This window comes from Kyrpidia spormannii (assembly GCF_002804065.1).
GTDB lineage: Bacteria > Bacillota > Bacilli > Kyrpidiales > Kyrpidiaceae > Kyrpidia > Kyrpidia spormannii.
The window spans coordinates 727,045-747,233 of the sequence record NZ_CP024955.1; the positions used below are offsets into that span (position 1 = coordinate 727,045).

Annotated in this window: 19 protein-coding genes and 1 pseudogene; 18 read left to right on the plus strand and 2 right to left on the minus strand. The window is 63.0% G+C overall.

Annotated elements, in window-relative coordinates:
- Positions 1-3: 3 nt before the first annotated feature.
- From CVV65_RS03590 to CVV65_RS03630, 9 genes and pseudogenes are all read left to right on the plus strand, one after another.
- The gene (locus CVV65_RS03590; protein ID WP_100666976.1) at positions 4-837 is read left to right on the plus strand and encodes a sirohydrochlorin chelatase; all 834 of its coding nucleotides are present in this window, start codon (positions 4-6) and stop codon (positions 835-837) included.
- Positions 797-1,609, plus strand: a pseudogene (gene cobJ, locus CVV65_RS03595) (precorrin-3B C(17)-methyltransferase); the annotation flags it as partial. The gene CVV65_RS03590 and the pseudogene cobJ, both read left to right, overlap by 41 nt.
- A 96-nt stretch (positions 1,610-1,705) precedes the next feature.
- Positions 1,706-2,782, plus strand: a complete 1,077-nt coding sequence (cobT, locus tag CVV65_RS03600; RefSeq protein WP_198592187.1) for a nicotinate-nucleotide--dimethylbenzimidazole phosphoribosyltransferase — start codon at positions 1,706-1,708, stop codon at positions 2,780-2,782.
- Positions 2,769-4,376 (plus strand): cobyric acid synthase, encoded by a 1,608-nt coding sequence (locus CVV65_RS03605; protein ID WP_100666979.1) that lies wholly within the window; start codon positions 2,769-2,771, stop codon positions 4,374-4,376. The genes cobT and CVV65_RS03605 overlap by 14 nt, the downstream gene beginning before the upstream one ends.
- A gap of 41 nt (positions 4,377-4,417) precedes the next feature.
- Positions 4,418-5,773: a bifunctional adenosylcobinamide kinase/adenosylcobinamide-phosphate guanylyltransferase gene (locus tag CVV65_RS03610; RefSeq protein ID WP_100666980.1), complete on the plus strand. Its 1,356-nt coding sequence runs from the start codon at positions 4,418-4,420 to the stop codon at positions 5,771-5,773.
- Positions 5,773-6,828 carry an adenosylcobinamide-phosphate synthase CbiB gene (cbiB, locus tag CVV65_RS03615; RefSeq protein WP_100666981.1) on the plus strand — a complete coding sequence of 352 codons (1,056 nt, stop codon included), beginning with the start codon at positions 5,773-5,775 and terminating at the stop codon, positions 6,826-6,828. Before CVV65_RS03610 ends, cbiB begins: the two co-directional genes overlap by 1 nt.
- Positions 6,819-7,613 carry an adenosylcobinamide-GDP ribazoletransferase gene (cobS, locus tag CVV65_RS03620; RefSeq protein WP_157935361.1) on the plus strand — a complete coding sequence of 265 codons (795 nt, stop codon included), beginning with the start codon at positions 6,819-6,821 and terminating at the stop codon, positions 7,611-7,613. The genes cbiB and cobS overlap by 10 nt, the downstream gene beginning before the upstream one ends.
- The gene (gene cobD, locus CVV65_RS03625) at positions 7,610-8,698 is read left to right on the plus strand and encodes a threonine-phosphate decarboxylase CobD (protein WP_232796752.1); all 1,089 of its coding nucleotides are present in this window, start codon (positions 7,610-7,612) and stop codon (positions 8,696-8,698) included. The genes cobS and cobD overlap by 4 nt, the downstream gene beginning before the upstream one ends.
- Before the next feature lie 78 nt (positions 8,699-8,776).
- Entirely contained in the window at positions 8,777-9,331 is a 555-nt protein-coding gene (locus tag CVV65_RS03630) for a cysteine hydrolase family protein (RefSeq protein ID WP_100666984.1), read from the plus strand.
- 34 nt (positions 9,332-9,365) lie between these two features.
- Here the strand turns inward: CVV65_RS03630 and CVV65_RS03635 are convergent, their stop codons facing one another.
- Positions 9,366-10,211: an energy-coupling factor transporter transmembrane component T family protein gene (locus CVV65_RS03635; protein WP_157935362.1), complete on the minus strand. Its 846-nt coding sequence runs from the start codon at positions 10,209-10,211 to the stop codon at positions 9,366-9,368.
- Positions 10,212-10,251: 40 nt separating this feature from the next.
- Positions 10,252-11,898, minus strand: a complete 1,647-nt coding sequence (locus CVV65_RS03640) for an ABC transporter ATP-binding protein (RefSeq protein WP_198592118.1) — start codon at positions 11,896-11,898, stop codon at positions 10,252-10,254.
- Between the two features lie 176 nt (positions 11,899-12,074).
- Between CVV65_RS03640 and CVV65_RS03645 the strand changes: the two genes are divergently transcribed.
- The 9 genes from CVV65_RS03645 (at position 12,075) to CVV65_RS03685 (ending at position 20,118) form a co-directional block, all read left to right on the plus strand.
- On the plus strand, positions 12,075-12,632 hold the full coding sequence (locus CVV65_RS03645; protein WP_100666987.1) for a biotin transporter BioY: 558 nt from the start codon (positions 12,075-12,077) through the stop codon (positions 12,630-12,632).
- Positions 12,633-12,933: 301 nt separating this feature from the next.
- Positions 12,934-13,083, plus strand: a complete 150-nt coding sequence (locus tag CVV65_RS03650; protein WP_100666988.1) for a cytochrome c oxidase subunit 2A — start codon at positions 12,934-12,936, stop codon at positions 13,081-13,083.
- Between the two features lie 78 nt (positions 13,084-13,161).
- A complete protein-coding gene (locus CVV65_RS03655; RefSeq protein WP_100666989.1) occupies positions 13,162-13,629 on the plus strand; it encodes a cytochrome c oxidase subunit II in 468 nt (155 codons plus the stop codon).
- 23 nt (positions 13,630-13,652) lie between these two features.
- Positions 13,653-15,323, plus strand: coding sequence for a b(o/a)3-type cytochrome-c oxidase subunit 1 (locus tag CVV65_RS03660; protein ID WP_100666990.1), 1,671 nt, complete (start codon positions 13,653-13,655; stop codon positions 15,321-15,323).
- A gap of 127 nt (positions 15,324-15,450) precedes the next feature.
- Positions 15,451-16,083 carry a fatty acid metabolism transcriptional regulator FadR gene (locus CVV65_RS03665; RefSeq protein WP_100669145.1) on the plus strand — a complete coding sequence of 211 codons (633 nt, stop codon included), beginning with the start codon at positions 15,451-15,453 and terminating at the stop codon, positions 16,081-16,083.
- Complete coding sequence (locus tag CVV65_RS03670) at positions 16,080-16,847, plus strand: electron transfer flavoprotein subunit beta/FixA family protein (RefSeq protein ID WP_100666991.1); 768 nt, start codon at positions 16,080-16,082, stop codon at positions 16,845-16,847. The genes CVV65_RS03665 and CVV65_RS03670 overlap by 4 nt, the downstream gene beginning before the upstream one ends.
- 24 nt (positions 16,848-16,871) lie before the next feature.
- Positions 16,872-17,852 carry an electron transfer flavoprotein subunit alpha/FixB family protein gene (locus tag CVV65_RS03675; protein WP_100666992.1) on the plus strand — a complete coding sequence of 327 codons (981 nt, stop codon included), beginning with the start codon at positions 16,872-16,874 and terminating at the stop codon, positions 17,850-17,852.
- 149 nt (positions 17,853-18,001) lie between these two features.
- Positions 18,002-18,874: a polyamine aminopropyltransferase gene (speE, locus tag CVV65_RS03680; protein WP_100666993.1), complete on the plus strand. Its 873-nt coding sequence runs from the start codon at positions 18,002-18,004 to the stop codon at positions 18,872-18,874.
- Positions 18,871-20,118: an MFS transporter gene (locus tag CVV65_RS03685; RefSeq protein ID WP_157935363.1), complete on the plus strand. Its 1,248-nt coding sequence runs from the start codon at positions 18,871-18,873 to the stop codon at positions 20,116-20,118. The genes speE and CVV65_RS03685 overlap by 4 nt, the downstream gene beginning before the upstream one ends.
- Positions 20,119-20,189 lie beyond the last annotated feature (71 nt).

Here is a 20,189-nt window from a genome sequence, read left to right on the forward strand (position 1 = left end):
GGGATGAGGATGGAAAATGAGCAAGGGGCGGTGCTTCTCATCGGTCACGGCAGTCGGGATCCCGAGGGAAACCGGGAGTTTTCTGCATTGGTGGAGAACCTCCGCCACAGGTGGCCGGACCGCACCGTCGCCGGGGCATTTCTGGAGATGGCTGAGCCCGGGATTCCCCACGTGATGGAGCGGCTCTCCGCTCGGGGAATTCGGGAAGTGTGGGCGATACCGGTGATTCTCTTGCCGGCCCGGCACGTCCGGGAGGAGATTCCGGAGATTCTCGCCCGGTCTGCCCGGGAGTGGGGGGTTCGGGTGCGTTACGGGCGCCCCTTGGGCCTTCACCCCGGCGTCCTCGACATGTTGGTGGACCGCTTGGCCGAGGCCGCTGGGGAATGGGAGTTGTCCACCGGGAAGGCCGAGGGGACGGCGGTGGTGTTCGTCGGCCGGGGATCGAGCAATACCGAGGCGAATGGGCAATTGTATCGCTTGGCTCGCCTGTTCTGGGAAAAGTGCGGCGCGGACTGGGTGGAGCCCTGCTTTGTCGGGGTGACATACCCGGATGTGCCCACGGCTCTCCGCCGGGCCGTCCTGTCCGGAGTGCGCCGGGTGGTGGTGTTGCCGTACCTGTTGTTCACCGGGGTCCTGATGAAGCGGCTGGCGGGATGGGTGGAGGAGGCCCAGGCGGAGATGCCGGAGGTGGAATTTCGGCTCGCCCGGTATCTCGCGGGACATCCGAAGTTGGAGGACATTGTCGCGGGGCGGCTGCAGGAGTTAATGCATGAGATGGCACGAGGAGGGGACGGGGATGGGGAAGATTTTCGTCGTCGGGTTTGGGCCGGGCAGTGAGGAACACATGACCTTCCGGGCCCGTCAGGCCATCGAACAAAGCGATCTCATTGTCGGGTACAAGACCTACGTGGATCTCGTCCGGGATTTGATCGGCGACCGGGAGGTCCTTCGCACGGGGATGACCGAAGAGGTCACCCGGGCCCAGGCGGCGGTGGAGCAAGCGAAATCGGGAAGGACGGTGGCGGTGATCTCCAGTGGAGACGCCGGGGTATACGGCATGGCCGGTCTGATTTATGAGGTCCTCATGGAGCAGGGCTGGGAGCCCGGCGACGATCCCGAGATCGAGGTGGTTCCCGGCATCTCGGCGGTGAACGCCGTGGCGGCGCTCCTCGGGGCGCCCTTGATGCACGATTTTGCCGCCATTTCTCTGAGTGACCACCTGACCCCTTGGGAGGTGATCGCCCGCCGGGTGGAGGCCGCAGCTGCGGCCGATTTTGTCATCGCCTTATACAATCCCAAAAGCGGGCGCAGGACCCAACAAATTGTAGAAACTCAGTCCATTCTTTTGCGGTACCGGGATCCGGAGACGCCGGTGGGGATCGTGAAGAGCGCTTATCGACAGCGGCAGCGTGTGGACGTGACCACGCTGGAAGACATGTTGAACCACGAGATCGGGATGTTGACTACTCTCATTATCGGCAACTCTTCCACCCGGGAGTATCACGGGCGGATGGTGACCCCCCGGGGTTACCAGCGCAAGTATACATTGACCGGAGCGAATGAGCGGGGGCGCCTGGATCCCATGCCCTGGGCGTTGGGCTCAACAAAGGACTAGGGCGAGAGGCCCGATAAAAAAGGATCCGCGGCGCCGGGAGTTTCAATGGATGAAGACCCCTTTTGTGAGGTGATCGAATTGTATTCTTGGATGTCCCGGGAAATCCCCCTTCCCTCTGAAAAATCGGCGGAGGCCGCGAGGCGGCGGTTGGACCGGTTGACCAAACCCCAGGGCAGTCTGGGGCGCCTGGAGGGTCTGGCGGTGGAATTGGCGGCGGCGACGGGGGAGGAGCGTCCGAAGGTCCGGCCGGCGGGGGTGCTGGTCATGGCCGGGGATCACGGGGTGGCTGCGGGCGGCGTGTCCGCCTACCCCCCGGAGGTCACCGCCCAAATGGTGTTGAATTTTCTTCGCGGCGGGGCGGCGGTGAACGTCCTGTCCCGGGTGGCCGGGGCGGCGGTCTGGGTGGTGGATGTCGGAGTGGGGGTCGAGATCAACCCGGCGGGGGTCGGCTCCACCACCGGGGCGGCCGGTTCCGGGGCGGTGTTCCGGGTGCGGAAAGTCCGACCCGGGACGGCGGATATGACCCGGGGGCCGGCCATGTCCCGGGAGGAAGCGGAGCGGGCCCTGGATGTTGGCTGGAGTGTGGCCATAGAGATGATCGACTCCGGCATCCGGCTCCTCGCCCTGGGAGAAATGGGCATTGGCAACACCACGGCGGCCGCGGCGGTGGCTGCCGCACTGACTGGGTGGCCCGAGGGGGACCTGGTGGGGCTGGGAACCGGAATCGATCCGGTCCGCCGGCAGAAAAAGCTCCAGGCGGTCCGCCGGGCTCTGGCGGTGAATCGGCCGGACCCTTCGGACGCGGTGGACGTGCTGTCCAAGGTGGGCGGTCTGGAGATCGCCGGGTTGGCCGGGGCGGCTCTGGCCGGCGCCGCCCGGCGGGTGCCGGTGCTCATGGACGGGTTCATCGCGTCGGCGGCGGTGTTGGCGGCGGTTCACATCGACTCCAGGGCGTTGCCCTACATGTTCGCGTCGCACCGGTCGGTGGAGCCCGGGCATGGTCGAATCCTTCGCTGGCTGGGGCGGGAGCCCTTGTTCGATCTCGATCTTCGCCTTGGGGAGGGGACGGGCGCGGTCCTGGCCATGCCGATGATGGAGGCCGCTGCGCGAATCCTCGATGAGATGGCCACCTTTGAGGAGGCAGGGGTCTCCGATGCCGAGGCCTGAGGCGGCGGTCTCTCCCCCGGCCAGGTGCATCATGTTACAGGGCACGGCCTCTAACGTTGGGAAAAGCTGGCTGGCCACCGGCTTTTGCCGAGTTCTGGCCCAGGACGGCTGGCGGGTGGCGCCCTTTAAGTCGCAAAATATGGCGTTAAACAGCTATGTCACGATGGACGGCGGGGAGATTGGCCGGGCCCAGGGGGTTCAGGCCGAGGCCGCCGGCGTGATCGCCACCGTCGACATGAACCCGATTTTGCTCAAGCCGTGCGGCCCCGCCTCGGCCCAGGTGATCCTCCGAGGGAAACCCTTGACGGACGCCGGCGCCCGGGAATACCGGGAACGCCTGATTCCCGAACTTCTAGGTGCGGTGAAAGAATCCCTGGACCGGCTCCGTCAAGAGGCGGAAGTGGTGGTGATCGAAGGGGCGGGCAGTCCGGCGGAAATCAATTTGAAAGACCGGGACATCGCGAATATGCGCATCGCCGCCCTGGCCGACGCCCCGGTTCTCCTGGTGGGAGACATCGACCGGGGCGGGGTGTTTGCTTCCTTCGTGGGGACCCTGGAGCTGCTCAACCCGGAGGAGAGGCGGCGGGTGAAGGGCTTTTTGATCAACAAATTCCGGGGCGACCCGTCGTTGCTCGAACCGGGGCTGAAGTGGCTGGAGGCGCGGACCGGGGTGCCGGTGATCGGGGTGGTTCCCTGGGAGGATTTGCCTATCGATGGCGAGGATTCCCTGGCCCTTCCCGGCGGCTTCGGGGAGGGGCCATTGGAGATTGTCGCCATCCGTTTGCCTCACCTGTCGAACTATACGGACCTCGATCCCCTGCGACTGGAACCCGACGTGCGGATTCGCTGGGTGGAGCGGCCGGAGGCGTTGGGGGATCCGGACGCCGTGATCCTGCCCGGCACGAAAAATAGCATCGGGGACTTGGTCTGGCTCCGGGATCGGGGGCTGGCGGCGGCCATCGGCGATTTTGCCGCCCGGGGGGGCCGGGTGGTGGGGCTGTGCGGAGGTTATCAAATGCTGGGTATTCGCTTGACGGACCCGGAGGGGATCGAAGGGGGGCGCCCGGGGGAGGAGGTGCCTGGGCTCGGCCTCCTTCCCGCGGAGACGGCGTTTTTCCCGACCAAGCGTGTCTTGCGCAGGGCCGGCCGGGTGGCGGCGGAGGAGTTGGGGCCGGATTTGCAAGGTGTGCCGGTGGAGGGGTACGAGATTCACATGGGCCGGACGTCCTGGTGCGAAGAGCCCCGCTCTTTATTGTGGCTTGAGTCTGCCGGGGGGGAGGCGGGGTATCCCGAGGGCGCCGTGTCCCGGGATGGAAAGGTCTGGGGGACGTATGTCCACGGGATTTTCGACAGCTGGGCCTTCCGGCGCCGCTGGCTGGATGGGCTGCGCCGGGAGAAGGGTCTGCCCCCTCTTGAAGGCCAGGTGCGGGACATGTATGCTGTCCGGGAGGAAGCTTTCGATCGGTTGGCGGCTTTGTTGCGACAACATGTCGACTGGGAGCGGGTTTATCGTTTCTTGGCTCTGGAGCCTCCGGGCGCGCCCCGGCGCAGGGGAAGGGATCCGCGGGCGGTGCCCGGGGAACCCGGGGCGTGAAGACGCCAAGGGCGCGGGGCGGGCGATGGGGGCTGCACAGGATGGGTGGTCGAGGTGCGGTGTCGGAGATGGAGCGTGAAATTCGGCGGGTGACGGAGTTGGGGCTGACCCTTCGGTGGGGGGAAGGGTGCTGGTGGCTGGAGTCGGAGGAGGCTTGGGAAAGCCTGTCGTCGGCGGTGTACGGCGGCGGACGCCAAAGCGGCATCCGCGCCGTGGCAAACGTAACGGTGGATCTCGGATACAAGGGCCTTGACCCCGCGGGGGACATTGCTCGAAGGCTGAAGTCGGTCCGGGTGCCGACGCCCGCCGTGGGGATGATGACCGCGGTAGACGTGAGGGAGACCCAGTGGTCGGTGGTGAATGGCCCCGGGGGCCGGTGGCTGATCGCCCTCACGGCGGGGACGAGCAATGCCTTGTGCGCCGGGGAGAAGCCGGGATGGTTCGATGCCGGGCCCGGGACGATCAATATGACGGCGGTGTTCGACGGGGCGCTGTCCGAGCAAGCGGCGGTGAACGCCGTCATCACGTTGACCGAGGTCAAAAGCCGGGTTTTGCGGGAGCGGGGGGTCCGGTGTGCGGAGTCCGGGCTCCCGGCGACGGGGACCAGTACCGATGCGGTGGCGGTGCTGTTTCGCAAGGGCGGACGATCTGCGGTGTACGCGGGCCCGGGGTCCGAGGCGGGCTGGATGTTGGCTCGGGAGGCCCATCGCTTGCTCCACCGGGCGCTCCGGGAGAGAGATGATCGCCGGGGGGGGCTGCCGTCTCTTACCTTCGTGATCGGCGGGGCGAGAAGCGGCAAAAGCGAATGGGCGGAAGGTTTGGCCGATCACTGGGCGCGACAGCTCGGGGTGAAGGTCGTCTACGTCGCCACAGCCCCGAGGGAGGGAATGGAGGAGCGGGTGAGGCGCCACCAAAGGCGGCGCCCGCCGGGATGGAAGACCATCGAAGCGCCGGAAGGAGATGTACTGGCCGGACTGTGGGACGGGCCGGGCCCCGGGGGAGTGGTGCTCATCGACAGTTTGACCCACTGGGTCACGGCCTGGATGAGCCGGAGGTTGGCCCTGCGATCCCCGTCCCTGGACGGGTCCCACCGCGAACCCGTTCCCGAATGGTCACCCGAAGAGGAAAGAGATCTTAAGGAAACTATGGAGGCGCTGATCCGCCGGTGCCGGCGGAGCCCTTATCCCGTGGTGGTGGTGAGCGACGAGGTGGGGGAAGGGGTGGTCCCGGCCACGGCGGTGGGATGCCTGTTCCGGGATGCTCTGGGCTTGGCCAATCAAACCCTGGCCCGGGCCTCTGGGCGGGTGTACCGGATGACGGCGGGTCTACCGGTCGAGATTCGCTCCAGGGCGATAGACAGCCGTGTTGAAGCCGGTCTGGGAGGCGGAGCGCCGTGATGGAGGCTTTGGCCGGCCTGATTCTCGATGTCCTGGTGGGAGAACCGCCCGGGGCGGTTCATCCGGTGGTGGGACTCGGGCGCTGCATCGAAGCCGGGGAGAGGGGGTTGCGCCGTCTGTTTCGGGTGCCTCCGCTTGAGGGAGAGAGCGGCGATCCGGGCGGCGTGGGCCCATCCGGCTCAGTTCCCGGTGCTGGGCGCGGAGGTGGGAACGCCTCCGAGGCTCCCTTTGGTCGTGGGGTCCGGGAACGATGGGCAGGTGGTATTTTGGCCGTCGGGGTGGTGGGACTGACCTACGCGGTCACGGGGCTGACCGTGTGGCTAGGAGGGCATTTTCATCCTGCCCTCGGGTTTGTGGTGTCCGCCCTGTGGGTCTGGGTGGCGGTGGCGCCTCGAAATCTCGCCCAGGCGGCAAGGCGGGTGTCCGGGTTCCTCCTGGCGGGGGACCTGGAGGGAGCCAGGAAGGCGGCCGGGATGATGGTGAGTCGAAGCACCGGCGGTCTTCCCGAAGGGGAGGTGATCCGGGCGGCTGTGGAAAGTGTGGCGGAAAATATCGTGGACGCCATCATCGCCCCTTTATTCTACGCCGCCCTCGGCGGGGGGCCGGCGGCCATGGCGTACCGGGCGGCCAACACCCTTGATGCCATGATTGGGTACCGCAATGTTCGATACCTGGATTTCGGCCGGGTGGCGGCCCGGCTGGATGATGCACTCAACTGGATTCCGGCCCGGATCACCGGGGTCCTGATGCTCGGGGCGGCGGGGGTGCTTGGACTGGACGTGCGGGGGGCCTTTCGCGCCATACGGAGGGATGCCCGGCGGCATCCCAGCCCCAACGGGGGTATTCCGGAGGCGGCGGCGGCCGGGGCTCTGGGAGTGCGGCTCGGGGGCTGGAACCTTTATCACGGGCGGCGATCCTTCCGCCCTTACCTGGGTCCTGACGCACGCCCCCTGGAGCCGGAAGATATCCCCCGGACTGTGCGACTCATGGCCTGGACCACCGGAGAGATGGCGGTGTTGATTTTATTGGCGGAGGGGATGGCCGGGTGGCGGTAGCCGGGATTGGACGATGGGCGGCCCGGGAAGGGGCGGCCCTGACCACCGCCGTACGGTTTCTCAGCCGAATTCCGGTGCCCCTTTTGGGGGAGACGGGAGAGGAACGGCAGAAGCGCAGCCTTCGCTGGTACGCCTTTGTCGGGGTCATCCTCGGAGCCCTATTGTGGGTTGCGGCGGAGCTTTTGCACGTTCTGCGGGTGCCGGCGCCCGGGGCGGCGGCCCTGGTGGTGGCGGCAGATCTGTGGCTCACCGGGGGGCTTCACCTGGACGGGTGGATGGATACGGCAGACGGGCTGGGCAGTCGCCGGGAGCGGGAGAGGGCCCTGGAAATTATGCGGGACAGCCGGGTGGGCGCCTTTGGCGTCATGACGGCCATCGGGGTGCTCCTGACGGAATGGGCATTCTTGGATATGTGGATCGCCGAAGGGGCGCCCTTTGAGGTGCCGGCGGCCGCCTGGGGCATCGCCCGCTGGATCATGGTCTGGGCGGTGGCGGCGTTGCCCTACGCCCGGGCGGAAGGAATGGGGGCGGCCCTTCGGGGGGCAGGACCTGGGGATGTGGCCGTGGCGGGGGTGGCCCTGCTGATCCCCGGGGTCCCGGCGGTGATCTCCAGCCAGTGGTCGGTGCTTCTCGGTGCGGGGGTCGCCTTTGTTGCCGCCCGGTTTTGGGCAGGCCGGGTGGCCAAACGATTGGGGGGCTTGACCGGGGACGTCTACGGAGCCTTGTGCGTGTTCACCCAGGTGTGCGCCCTGGTGGCGATGGAGGTGATCGGGCGGTGGATATGACGCGCCCATTCATGGATCACGGGGGAAATGTCCGGGAGTATCGGGAGCGCTGGGGCGGCGATCCCGAGGATCTCGCTGACTTTAGCGCCAATATCAATCCCCTGGGTCCCCCGGAGTCGGTGAGGTCGGCCATGAGGGCGGCCCTGGAAGAGGTCCATCGCTACCCGGACCCCCGCCAGGAGGGATTTCGCCGGCAGGTGGCCGAGCGGTGGGGCATGAGCCCGGACGCGGTAATTGTGGGCAATGGAGCGGCGGAACTGATTTTTCTCTTGATGTTTGCGTGGCGGCCTCGGCGGATCCTGGCTCTTGCCCCTTCCTTTTCGGAATACGAAGACGCCGCCCTGGCGGCCGGGGCTGAGATCCACCGTATCCCACTCCGTCCGGAGCGGGGGTTTGTCCCCGACGTCGGGGTGCTGATGGACGCCCTCGGGACCGGGGTGGATCTGTTGGTTCTTGCCAATCCCAATAATCCCACAGGTGTTCTTTGGGATTCGGCATCCCTGGAAAGGGTGTTGGATGAGGCGGAGGAGGCCGGGGTGCGGGTGCTTTTGGATGAGGCGTTTCTCGATTTTTGCTCCGATGAGCAAATTCGGAGTCAGATCCCCCGGGTCGGCCGGCGGCCGGGGCTCTTCGTCCTCCGCTCGATGACCAAATTTTACAGTATTCCCGGAGTGCGTCTGGGTTACGGGGCGGCGTCTCCGGATGTGATCCGGCGGATGGAGGGTTTGCGCCCCCCGTGGTCGGTGAACGGTGTTGCCCTGGCGGCGGGGACGGCGGCTTTGCAAGATGAGGCCTTTGCGGTCTGGAGCCGGCGGTGGGTTATCGAGCAGCGCCGGCGGATGGTGGGGGCTTTCGGGCAGCTCGGGTTTTCTGTCACCGACTCGAAGGCGAATTTTTTGTTAGCGTGGCGGGAGGATTTTGACATCGGTCGGGCGTGGCCCCGCCTTGCCCGTCGGGGGGTATTCGTCCGGGACTGCCGAACGTTTGTCGGGTTGGACCAGCGATACTTTCGCGTGGCAGTGCGGCCGGAGCGGGACCAGGAGCGGCTGTTCGCGGGCCTTCGCACCGATTGGCCGGGAAAATAGGGCGTAGGGCGGGTCCTTGGCCCGCCAGCCATTTTTTGCTATGATAAATGCAGAACATTCGCAGAGGGGGTGCCGGCTGTGCGAGAAGCTCTGCTTTTGATCGACTTATCGAAAGATTTTATCGATATGGATGGGGCTTTGACGTGTGGAGCTGCGGGACAGGAGATCATCCCCTATGTTCAGGGGCTCGTCGAAGAGTTCCGCCGGGAGGGCCGCCCGATCCTGGATATCCGGGACGATCATCTGAAGTCCGATTATGAGATCCGGACCGGTCTTTTTCCGCCCCATTGTTTGACCGGGACCCCGGGTCGGGAGCTGGAAGACCGGCTGGCCGCGGCGGTGGAGGGCTACGAGGGGTATGTGACCTGGCCGAAGAAAACGTATGACGCCACCTACGAGACGCCGCTGCTGGACTACTTAGATCGAGAAGGGATCACCCGATTGCACGTGGCCGGGGTTTGCACAGACATCTGCGTGGTCAGCACTTGCCTGGGCTTGTACAAACACCGGGTGACGAAACGGGGAGATCTGGAGATTGCCGTTCACCGCCAAGGGGTAGCGTCTTTCAATGCCCAGGCTCACGAGATGGCGCTGAATCACATGGAGCACGTGCTGAAGTGCGAGATCGTCTAGTTTCGGTTCGATGGTGGCGATCCGGGACAGGCGGCTAGAAAGGGAGAGCCGCGATGCCGAGGAGGCCGACGAAGGTGTGTCGCCAGACCCACAGGGTGACGAGGCCAGCGGCCGCCACCGAGAGGATTTCGCGCCGGGACCAGGGCTGGACGTACAGCGGGGTGGGGGCGGCACCCCGGCGGTAACCCCTGGCGGTCAGGGCCAGGGAGATGTCGTCGGCGCTCCGGAGGATCGCCACCAGCCAAGGGACGATCATCTCCGCGAGGTAGCGCCACCTGACCCGGGCTGGCCCGGTGTCCACCTCCAGGCCCCGGGCCAGAAAGGATGTGCGGACCTGGCGGAACGATTGGTGCACTTGTGGGATCAGGCGCAGGGCCAGCCCCGCGAAAAACACCACGTCCCGCAAGCTCGCTGCCGTCGCCCGGCCCGGGCGGCCCAATTGCTCCAGGGGGCGGACAGCGGATGCGAGTCCTTCGGCCAACGCCCCGGGGGAGGTGGTCCAGACCAGAAGTGAGGCCAGGAGAATCAAAGCCGGGATCCGGGTCAAGGTGTCCATGGCGAGAACCAGGCCCGTGCGGGTGAGAGTGACTGGGCCGACCTCGATCCAGCGGGTTCCCGGGGCGGTGAGATTCATGACCGCGCTGAAGGCGATCAGAAAAAGGATGGGGCGTAAAGTTTTGAGAGCGGCCCTCAGAGGCACCCGTGCGGCCCCCATGCCCAGAAGAGCCAATGCACCCAATCCCAACACTTCCCATGGCCATTGGGCCTTCATGAGATCGATGGTGAGGAGGAGAGCGATCAACAGTTTGCTGCGAGGGTCTAGCCGGTGGAGGAAAGTTTGCCTTGAAAGGTACTGTCCGAGTAACAGTTCGGTTTTCATGGATTTCTCCCTCCTCTCCCTCGCAGCCTTGGAGGCCATCTCAAACCCGGGAAGACCACCGGGCGGCGACGCGCAGCTTGGCCGCGGCGATGGGGTGGTCCCCTCCGGACGAGGCAGCCCGGGCAACGGCGGACAAGGAACCTGCGGCGGTCAGTCGCCCACCCTCCAACAGCCACCACCGGTCGGCCACATCCAGGAGCTCTTCGATGTGGTGGCTGGCCACCACGAGAGCCCCTCCGGTTCGTTTTGCCCAATTTTTAAGAAGCCCGGCCAGGGCCGTTCGGCCGGCAGAATCGATCCCGGCGAAGGGCTCGTCGAGCAGCAGGATGCGCGGGTTGAGGGCCAAGATGCCCCCCAGGGCCACCCTGCGCTGTTCGCCAAAGCTGAGGGTAAAAGGCGAGCGCTCCAGCAGGTGGGTAAGGCCGAGATCGGACGCCGTCGTCCGGACCCTTTTGTCGACTTCTTCGGCCCGAAGGCCCCGACGCCGCAGGGCGTAGGCCATGTCTTCGTACACCGTCGGCGCAAAAAGTTGTTGCTCGGGAAACTGCAAAGCCATGGCCGCGTTTTGCCTGAGCTGTGTCAGGGCCCGGCGGGCCCGGTAGGGGTCGCCTTCCCTCATGTGAAAATTGCCGGAGTTCGGCTGCAGGAGCCCCCCGAGGAGGGCGAGGAGCGTCGTTTTGCCTGCCCCGCTGGGTCCGAGGAGGGCGGTGATGCCCGGGTAGAGTTCACACCGTTCCAATTGCAGCCGGCCCTCCACGACCACATCGGTCAGGGTGGCTATGGGTTCAGCATCTTGTGGCCGCGGATCCGGCCCAGGTTTTCCGGAATTCACACCCTGCAGGACCCCGGCGAGAAAAATCCAGGACACCTGGCCGGCCGCCGCACCGGGGTGGACTCCCGGGTCTGGGCCCGCGGGTTTAGGTCGACGGGAGTCTTCTTCTGCCCGAGGGGGGACTGTCATGTTCTCCATAACTTTCCATTTCCACGGTTTTGGGAAACCCGCTTCGGCGATCCGCTCCCACGCCTCTCGGGCTTCTTCGGGCGTTCCCAGCGGAATCACCCGGCCTCCATCCACCAGCCACACCCGGTCCGCGCGCTCCATTTCTTCCAATGAATGGGTCGTGTGGACAATTCCGACCCCCCCGTCCCGAAGGGTGGCGAGGAGATCCAAGACTCGTTCCTGATGATCGGGATCCAGCATCGATGTGGGTTCATCGGCGAGAATCCATCCCGGTTTCATCGCCCATGCCCCCGCCAGGGCCACCCTTTGGAGTTGACCGCCGGAAAGAAGATGAATGGGCTGTTCGGCTATATCCACCAGATTGAATGCCTCCAGGGCCCCAGCAGTCCGGCGCCGGATCGCGTCCGGGGCGAGGCGTTGCAATTGCAGGCCCCAAGCGATATCCTCGGCGGGGGTGCTGCCCACGATCTGATGACTTCCCCGGCCCAACACCAAGCGGGCGGCGGAGTTGACTTGTTCCAACGGTTGTCCGTCCACCGTGAGGCCTCCTGGGGTCACGGGCAGAAGGCCGGCCAAGGCCAGAAGTAAGGTGGACTTGCCCGATCCATTCCGGCCGATCACGCAGGTCCATGTCCCCCGGGGCGCTTGAAAATCCACATTTTCTAGGACGGGGGCATGGTATCCCCCGTCGTCCCATCCTATGGTCGCGCAGTTCAGTGCCAGCATGGTGTCAAAATCCTCTCGTGAAAGTCCCCGGCGATGACCTGGAATCCCTTGTGGAATCCCGGGTCGACGAGCACTCGTGTCCACGAGCATTGTAGTGAATCGGCCGATCTTCGGCAACCCGTTTGTCCAGGGCGGTTTCCCATGGTAAAGTAGATCGGCGAAGGGGGGAGAGGAAAATGGAGATGCAGGTCCGGGGAATGGTGATGGCGGCGCTCATGGCCGCGGTCACCGGGGCGCTGGCCTATGTGGCGGTCCCGCTGCCTTTCACCCAGGTGCCCATCAGCGGGCAAAACCTCGGCGTCATGCTGTCGGGGCTGTTGCTCGGGCCCTGGTGGGGCGGTTTAAGTATGGTCTTATACGTTCTGTTGGTGGCGCTGGGCGTACCCATCGGCGCCCGGGGACATGCAGGCCTCGGGGTTCTGCTCGGGCCGACGGGCGGTTATCTGATCGGATTTATCCTCGGTGCCTTCGTCATCGGTTGGTTCGTGCGAGGGCGGTTGACGATTTTTCGGGCTCTTGTGGGGAGTGTGGTCGGGGGCGCCCTGGTGGCGTACATCCCCGGGGCGGCCTGGCTGGCCCACGTCGGGCATCTGACCGCGGGACAAGCCATCGCCCTGGGGGTGTTGCCCTTTATTCCGGGTGATCTCGTCAAAGCGGTGATTGCCGCGGCGGCGGCGGTGGGGGTGGATCGGGCGTACTCCCTGGCCGGCGTTCGGGGCCGGGCGCACCGGTAATGCCTTCGAATCTTTTTTGACAGCACCGCGCAGAATTTGTCGGAAAAGGGGAAAGCCCGGGACGGGAAGGTCAATTTCCCGTCTGCGGGCCTTTATTTTTGGCAAAAAGATGGCGTTTGTGTCTTTCGAGTGAAACCTTTGTGTCGGTTATGTGTCTATTTAACATTCCTGGTAGTTTTGTACTATCGGCAATGGTCCCTTTTTATCATGCGCTGGTTTGAGGGAAGAAGGAAACTGAGGATGGAATTAGCCGAGGCGGTTCATCTGTTCAGCGGCCATGGTCATGAAGGGAGGGGGCACAATGGCCCAGATGTCAGCTCCAAAAACCAGGGAGCGGGAGACGGAAGCAGAGGAGAACCTGAAAGGGACTCTGGCTTCGGTATTTATCGTGGGGGCGGTTCTCTTGGTGTCGTGGCTCGGGGTCTTCATTCTCTTTTTGGACAGGAATTGAGTCGGGAGTGAGCCTCGCAGCTAAGGACAATCAGTGAATCGCTTTCCGAAAGGTTAGAGTGGGGAGGAGGGTTCGGATATGCACCTGCATCGTTATGAAAAAATCTGGCTCACCGTGGGCGTGCTGACGTTGATTGCATTTATCATCACACTTGGGGTGAACGCATTCGCCATGGGGGCTCAACCACCGAGTAACACTCAGGTGATGGACCCGACCAAAGTGAGCCAGACGCCGCCTTTCGATCAGCCTGCCTTGAAACAAATCGGCCAGAACAATTATGTGGCCAACATGACGGCTTTTGTGTTTAGCTATGCACCGAACCGCATGGAGGTCCCGGTGGGATCCACGGTGACTTTCAACGTGACGAGTAAAGATGTGGTGCACGGGTTTGAAATACCGGGGACGAACGTGAACATGATGGTCATTCCGGGGTTGGTCAACTCCACGACCCATACCTTCACAAAGCCCGGGGATTACTTAATTCTTTGTAACGAGTACTGCGGAACCGGCCACCAATTGATGGCGGCTCACTTAATTGTAAAGTAGAGACGGGAAGGATGTGAATCAGGATGGCGGAAGCACAAGTGGCGGAAGCCCAGAACGTGCGGGTGGACCGAGCGGCAGCCCGGTTGAGCTTGGCTTACGTGTTGGTGGCGTTTTTGTCCTTCGGAGTGGCGGCCATCGCCGGCCTGCTCCAAGGTCTGGACCGGGGCGGCGTCATCACCCTGCCGAAATGGTTGAACTATTACCAGATTCTCACTGCGCACGGTGTGTACATGGGGCTTCTTTTCACCACCTACTTTATCATTGGCTTTTTCTTTTCCGGTGTCGCCCGAACCACTGGCGGTTCATTGCCCCCGGTGGCCCGCAGGTTAGGCTGGCTCGGCTGGTGGATGATGGTCATCGGGCAAGTGGCGGCGACCTTCGAAGTATTGGCGGGAAATGCGTCGGTCCTGTACACGTTTTACGCGCCGATGAAGGCGTCGCCGCTCTTCTATATCGGCACGGCCTTGGTGGTGGTGGGCAGCTGGTTCGGCGGGTACGGCGTCTTTGCGGCATACCGAATCTGGAAACGGAAAAATCCCGGTAAGCTCTCGCCCCTCTTTACCTTTATGGCCTTTGCCACCATGCTGCTCTGGCAGATCGCGACCATTGGCGTGGCCCTGGAGGTCGTCCTGCAACTGATTCCGTGGTCTTTTGGTTGGGTTTCGACCGTCAATGTGTTACTGAGCCGGATGTTGTTCTGGTATTTCGGCCATCCCCTGGTGTATTTCTGGCTGCTGCCAGCATACACTATGTGGTATGCGGTGATGCCGAAAATCGTCGGCGGCAAGGTGTTCAGCGACGCCTTGGCGCGAACCAGTTTCGTGATGTTTATCCTGCTCTCGACGCCCGTTGGCTTTCACCATCAATTGTTGGAGCCGGGTATTCCGCCCCTGTGGAAATTCTTGCACGTGATCTTGACCATGTTTGTCGTGATTCCTTCACTGATGACCGCTTTCAATATGTTTGCGGTGTTTGAATCGGCAGGCCGCGCCAAGGGGGCGACGGGGCTGTTCGGGTGGTTTAAAAAGCTCCCCTGGAACGATGTGCGGTTTATGGTCCCGATGATGGGCATGATCGCCTTCATTCCGGGCGGGGCCGGCGGGATTGTCAACGCCAGTAACCAGATGAACGAGGTCGTGCACAATACGATCTTTGTGACAGGTCACTTCCACCTGACCGTCGGCACGGCAGTGGCCATGACCTTCTTCGGCATCAGCTACTGGCTGTTGCCGCATCTTACCGGACGAAAATTGACCCGGGCAGCCAACCGGGTCGGACTGATCCAGGCGGTGATCTGGGGGACGGGGATGCTGCTCATGTCCGGTGCCATGCATTACATGGGGCTCTTGGGTGTACCCCGGCGCACTGCCTACACGACCTACATGAATGACCCCACTGCACTCAGCTGGATGCCCCTCGAGGGGGTCATGGCCCTCGGTGGTACGCTGCTCTTCATTGGAGCCATGCTCATGATCGGCATGGTGGTTTACTTGACCTGGTTTGCCCCGAAAGGCTTCGAGGAGTATCCGATCGGCGAGGTCGCCAATCCTGCGGAGGCGACGCCCCGGTTGCTGGAGCGGTGGCCGGTGCTCATTTCCCTGGCTGCCGTCTTGATCCTGGTGGCTTACGCATATCCCGTGATCGATACGCTGCAAAATGCGCCTCCCAGCGCTCCGGGGATCCGGACTTGGTAAAAAAGTTGAAGGAGGCGGGGACGGCCCAGCGCCGCCCTCGTCTTTTTTATTGACAAAGCGAACGGTCGGTCGATAGAATAAGAATGAATGAATCACCATTCATTTTACCGGGGTGAGAGCGATTGCGCTGCGCAAGGATCGAGCAAAGTACGTAGCGATTCTGCAGGCGGCCGTAAAAGTCATGGCCGAGTCCGGGTACTACAATGCCCAGGTGTCCCGGATTGCCCGGGAGGCCGGGGTCGCGGACGGCACCGTGTACCTCTATTTTAAAAACAAAGAGGATATTCTCATCTCCATCCTCCGGGAGACCATCGGGGAGATCATCGAACGGGTCCAGGCGGCCCTGACCGGGCTCGAGGATCCCGCCGAGATGTTGCATCGATTGGTGTTTCTGTACTTTCGGGGACTTGCGGAAACGAAAGACCTGGCCATGGTCACCCAGGTCCACCTCCGTCAGACCAATCCCGACGTGAGGCGCAAGATCGGCGACATTATGCGCCCGTATTATCGAATCATCGACAGGATCATCGAGCGGGGAGTGGAGCGGGGGATGTTTCGACCGACCATCGATCGGCGCATCGCCCGGCGAATGATCTTTGGCACCATGGACGAAACGGTCACCGCCTGGGTTTTGACTGGGGCGAAATATGACCTGGTGGCCTTGGCGGGTCCGGTGGTAGACTTGTTACTCGGAGGGCTGGTCCGCCGCGAAGATGAGCGATGGCGAAGAGAACCGGACAGAAAGGAGTCCTTGGGATGAACATCATTGTGTGCATGAAACAGACCTTCGATACCGAGGAACGCATCGTTCTCGACAATGGAAAGATTAAGGAAGACGGGGTCAAGTTCGTGATCAACCCATACGACGAGTTCGCGGTGGAAGAGGCGATCCGCCTCAAGGAACAGCACGGAGGCCAGGTTACGGTGATCACTCTCGGGCCGGCCCGGGCGGAGGAAGCGTTGCGGACGGCGTTGGCCATGGGGGCGGACGAAGCGGTCATCGTCGATGATCCCGGCTTGCTGGGAGATGAATTCACGGCGGCTCAAGTGTTGGCCAAGGCCGTCGAGAAGCATCCGTACGATATCGTTCTTGCGGGGAATCAGGCGGTGGACGACGGCTCGGGTCAGGTGGCTGTCCGGCTGGCCGAGCTACTCGGCATCCCGCATATCGGCACGGTTACAAAGCTCGAGGTGGCGGACGGGAAGGTGCGGGCAGAGCGGGATGCGGAAGGGGACGTCGAGGTGGTGGAGGGCACCTTGCCCATCCTGGTCACCGCTCAACAGGGGCTCAATGAGCCGCGGTATCCGTCGTTGATCGGTATTCGCAAGGCGAACAAGAAGCCGATCACCCGATATACGGCGGCTGACCTCGGCCTCGACGCCGCAGGCGTCGCTGCGAAAGCGGAGATTCTGGAGACCTTCCTGCCCAAGCCAAAGGCTGGCGGGAGGATTCTCCAGGGGGATTTGGCCGATCAGGTGAAGGAATTGGTTCAGGCCCTGCGTTCAGACGAAAAAGTCCTGTAAGGTATAGAGAGAGGAGAGACGACAATGGCGCGTACATGTTTGGTGATGGCGGACCTGCGCGGGGGCAAAGTCCGGAATGTGACCTATGAAGCTCTGGCCGCTGCCCGGCGCTTGGCGGAGGGCGGAGAAGTTTCTGTTGCTCTCGTCGGGGATGGCGTAAGCGGATTTGCCCAGGGGCTGGGGGCGTACGGCGCCGATAAAGTGTACGTCGTGGAAGATGCCGGGTTGAAGTATTATACACCGGACGCTTATGCCTCGGTGATGGAGCGGCTGATCCGAACGGCAGATCCCGACGTGGTGCTCTTCGCCCACTCCGCTATTGGCCGGGACTTGGCGCCGAAGCTCGCGGCCCGGTTTGGCGCGGGTCAAGTGTCCGATGTGGTGGACGTGGGGCTGGAAGACGGCAAGATCGTGTTTACGCGGCCGATTTATGCCGGGAAAGCCTTTACCAAGGTGACGATCTCAGACGGCAAGGTGTTTGCGACCGTCCGGCCGAACAACCTGTCCGCTGATGAGCCGGATGCGGGACGGAGTGCCACTGTGGAAACGGTGGGGGCGGGTCTATCGGGCGCCTCCTTGCGGACCGTGGTGAAAGAAGTGGTGCAAAAGGCCACTTCCGGTGTGGATTTGACCGAGGCCAAGATTATCGTTTCCGGCGGTCGGGGGGTCAAGAGCGCGGAGGGCTTCAAGCCGCTGTATGAACTGGCCGAGGTTCTCGGGGCGGCGGTGGGTGCTTCCCGGGCGGCCTGTGATGCCGGTTACTGTGATTATTCGATGCAGATCGGGCAGACCGGCAAGGTGGTGACGCCGGATCTGTACATCGCCTGCGGAATTTCGGGTGCGATCCAACACCTGGCCGGCATGTCAAACTCGAAGGTGATCGTGGCTATCAACAAAGATCCGGAAGCGCCGATTTTTAAAGTGGCGAATTACGGGATTGTCGGCGATCTGTTCGAAGTGGTTCCCATGCTCACCGAGGAATTGAAGAAAGTTCTCGCCGATTGAGGCTGGTGAGTTCCGGTCCGCGAGGGCGGTACCCCGGCGGTACAAGGAGGTAGAAGGCAGAAGGGTCGGCGCCTCGCGCGCCGGCCTTTTTGTCGTCGGGCAACGCTTTTGTTATACTGGCTTTTGGCGATGTGCGGGGGGTGAAGGAGATGAACCGGCCTGAATACATTCAGGAGCGAGACGGGGCTTTGTGGTTGACTGAAGTGGAATCGGGTCATCTGAAATTAAACTGGAGATTAAAAAACGTTCTTCACGTGGAACGGTCGCCCTTTCAAGAGATCGCTATCGTGGACACGGAAACCTTCGGCAGGGCGCTGGTCCTGGACGGCGTGGTGCAGACCACGGCGGGGGATGAGTTTATCTATAACGAAATGATCAGCCATGTCCCCTTGGCCTTGCACCCAAATCCGAAGCAAGTCCTGGTGATCGGCGGAGGCGACGGGGGCGCGGTGCGGGAGTGTCTAAAATATCCTTCGGTGGAGCGGGTGGATCTGGTGGAGATCGATGAGCAGGTCACCAGTGCTTGCAGGACGTATCTGCCCGAGCTCGCTGGACAGTTGGACGATCCCCGGGTGCGCACGCGGTTTGAAGACGGGGTGCAGTATATAAAGGGCGTCGAGAATCAGTACGATGTGATCATCGTCGACTCCTCGGATCCCATTGGCCCCGCCACGGTTCTCTTTGAGGAACCGTTTTACCGCTCGGTGAAAGCGGCTCTTCGCCCGGGCGGAATCATGGTTTGCCAGAGTGAGTCCCCGCTTTTTTATCTGCCGGTGCTTCAAAATACCCGTCGGGTGCTAAACGAGTTGTTTCCCGTTACCCGGACCTATTGGGCCCCGGTACCGACATATCCTGGGGCTTTGTGGACCTTTACTTTGGGGTGTTTGTTCGATCCGTTTGAGGATTCCGGATGGACCCGCCGGATTCGCGAGGAGAGTACACGGTATGTAACCGCCGATCTTGCGGAGGGGAGTTTTGCCTTGCCCGCCTTTGTGCGCCGCGCCCTCGGGGTGGCGGAATGAGGATCGGGCGGCGGGAGAGCGTTGAGGATCCGGAAACCTCTTGGCGGCGACCACTCTACCTTCTGTGGCTCAGCAATTTTATTGCGGTGTTGGGGCTCAATTTTCAGTGGTCGTTTATCCCCCTCTATCTTCCTCATCTGGGGGTGACCTCCACCCGGGCGGTGGGGGTGTGGTCCGGGGCGATCATGGCGGTCACTCCCTTGGTGGCGGCGATCACCGGTCCGCTGTGGGGGAATTTTGCAGACAAGCACGGGCGTCGCCGGGTGGTGATCCAGGTCTATCTCGCCAATATTTTCATTATCGGGGCCATGGGATTTGTACATCAGCCGTGGCAGCTGTTCATTCTCAGAATTCTTCAGGGGGCCCTGGGCGGAGTGGCGGCGGCGTCCTTATCTTTGGTGACGTCCATCACCCCGGCGGATCGCTTGGGGTCCGCCTTGGGGCTGTACCAGACGTCGAATTTTACGGCGGCTGCGATAGGGCCCTTCTTTGGGGGATTGCTGGCCGATCTCGTGAGCATTCGGTTTCCCTACGTCCTGCTTGGCGCGTTGAACGTGGTGGCCGCCCTGCTGGTTTGGCTCGGGGTGGCCGAACCTTCCGGTGTTCGGCCGGTCGGCCGGGGGGCCGAACAGGGGTTTTTCGGTAAAATATGGACCCTGGTCCGACGCCCGGGGTTGCTGAGTCTGGCGATGACGGGCGCCATGGTCCAGTTCGGTGTGGTGGTCATCGCGCCGGTGATTCCCTTGTTCGTCAGGCATTTACTCGGCGATTCGCGGTTCGTGGGGACGGTGACCGGCCTTTTGGTGGCGCTGGCGGGGGTGGCGGGCTCGGTGTCGGCGGTGGTGGCGGGGCAGCTTGGGGATCGTTACGGCCATCGCCGCTTGCTCGTCTTCATGTGTATTGGCGCCGCCATTGTGTTCGGGTGGACCGGGACAGCGGAGACAATTGTGCAGTTGATCGCCTTGCGGACGGCGGCGGGACTCTTTATTGGGGGACTTCTTCCGACTTCCAATGCGTTGATTGGCCAGCTCGTCTCGGAATCCGAACGGGGCACGGCTTTCGGAATGACCACGAGTTTTCAAATGATGGGTACGGTGTTGGGCCCCTTGGTGGGCGGGGCGCTCGGAACAACTCTGGGGTTTAGTTCGGTGTTCTGGACCACGATGGTGGTCTTTTTCCTCACAGCCCTTTGGGTGTACGGGAGCGGCCGCCGACAGGCGGGCCGGGAAGAGCTCGGGACGTGATGGGCTCTCACCGGTCGGGACGCCAGATTCTGAAACTTCACTATTTACCTTAGATGACAAACCCTTCCCCG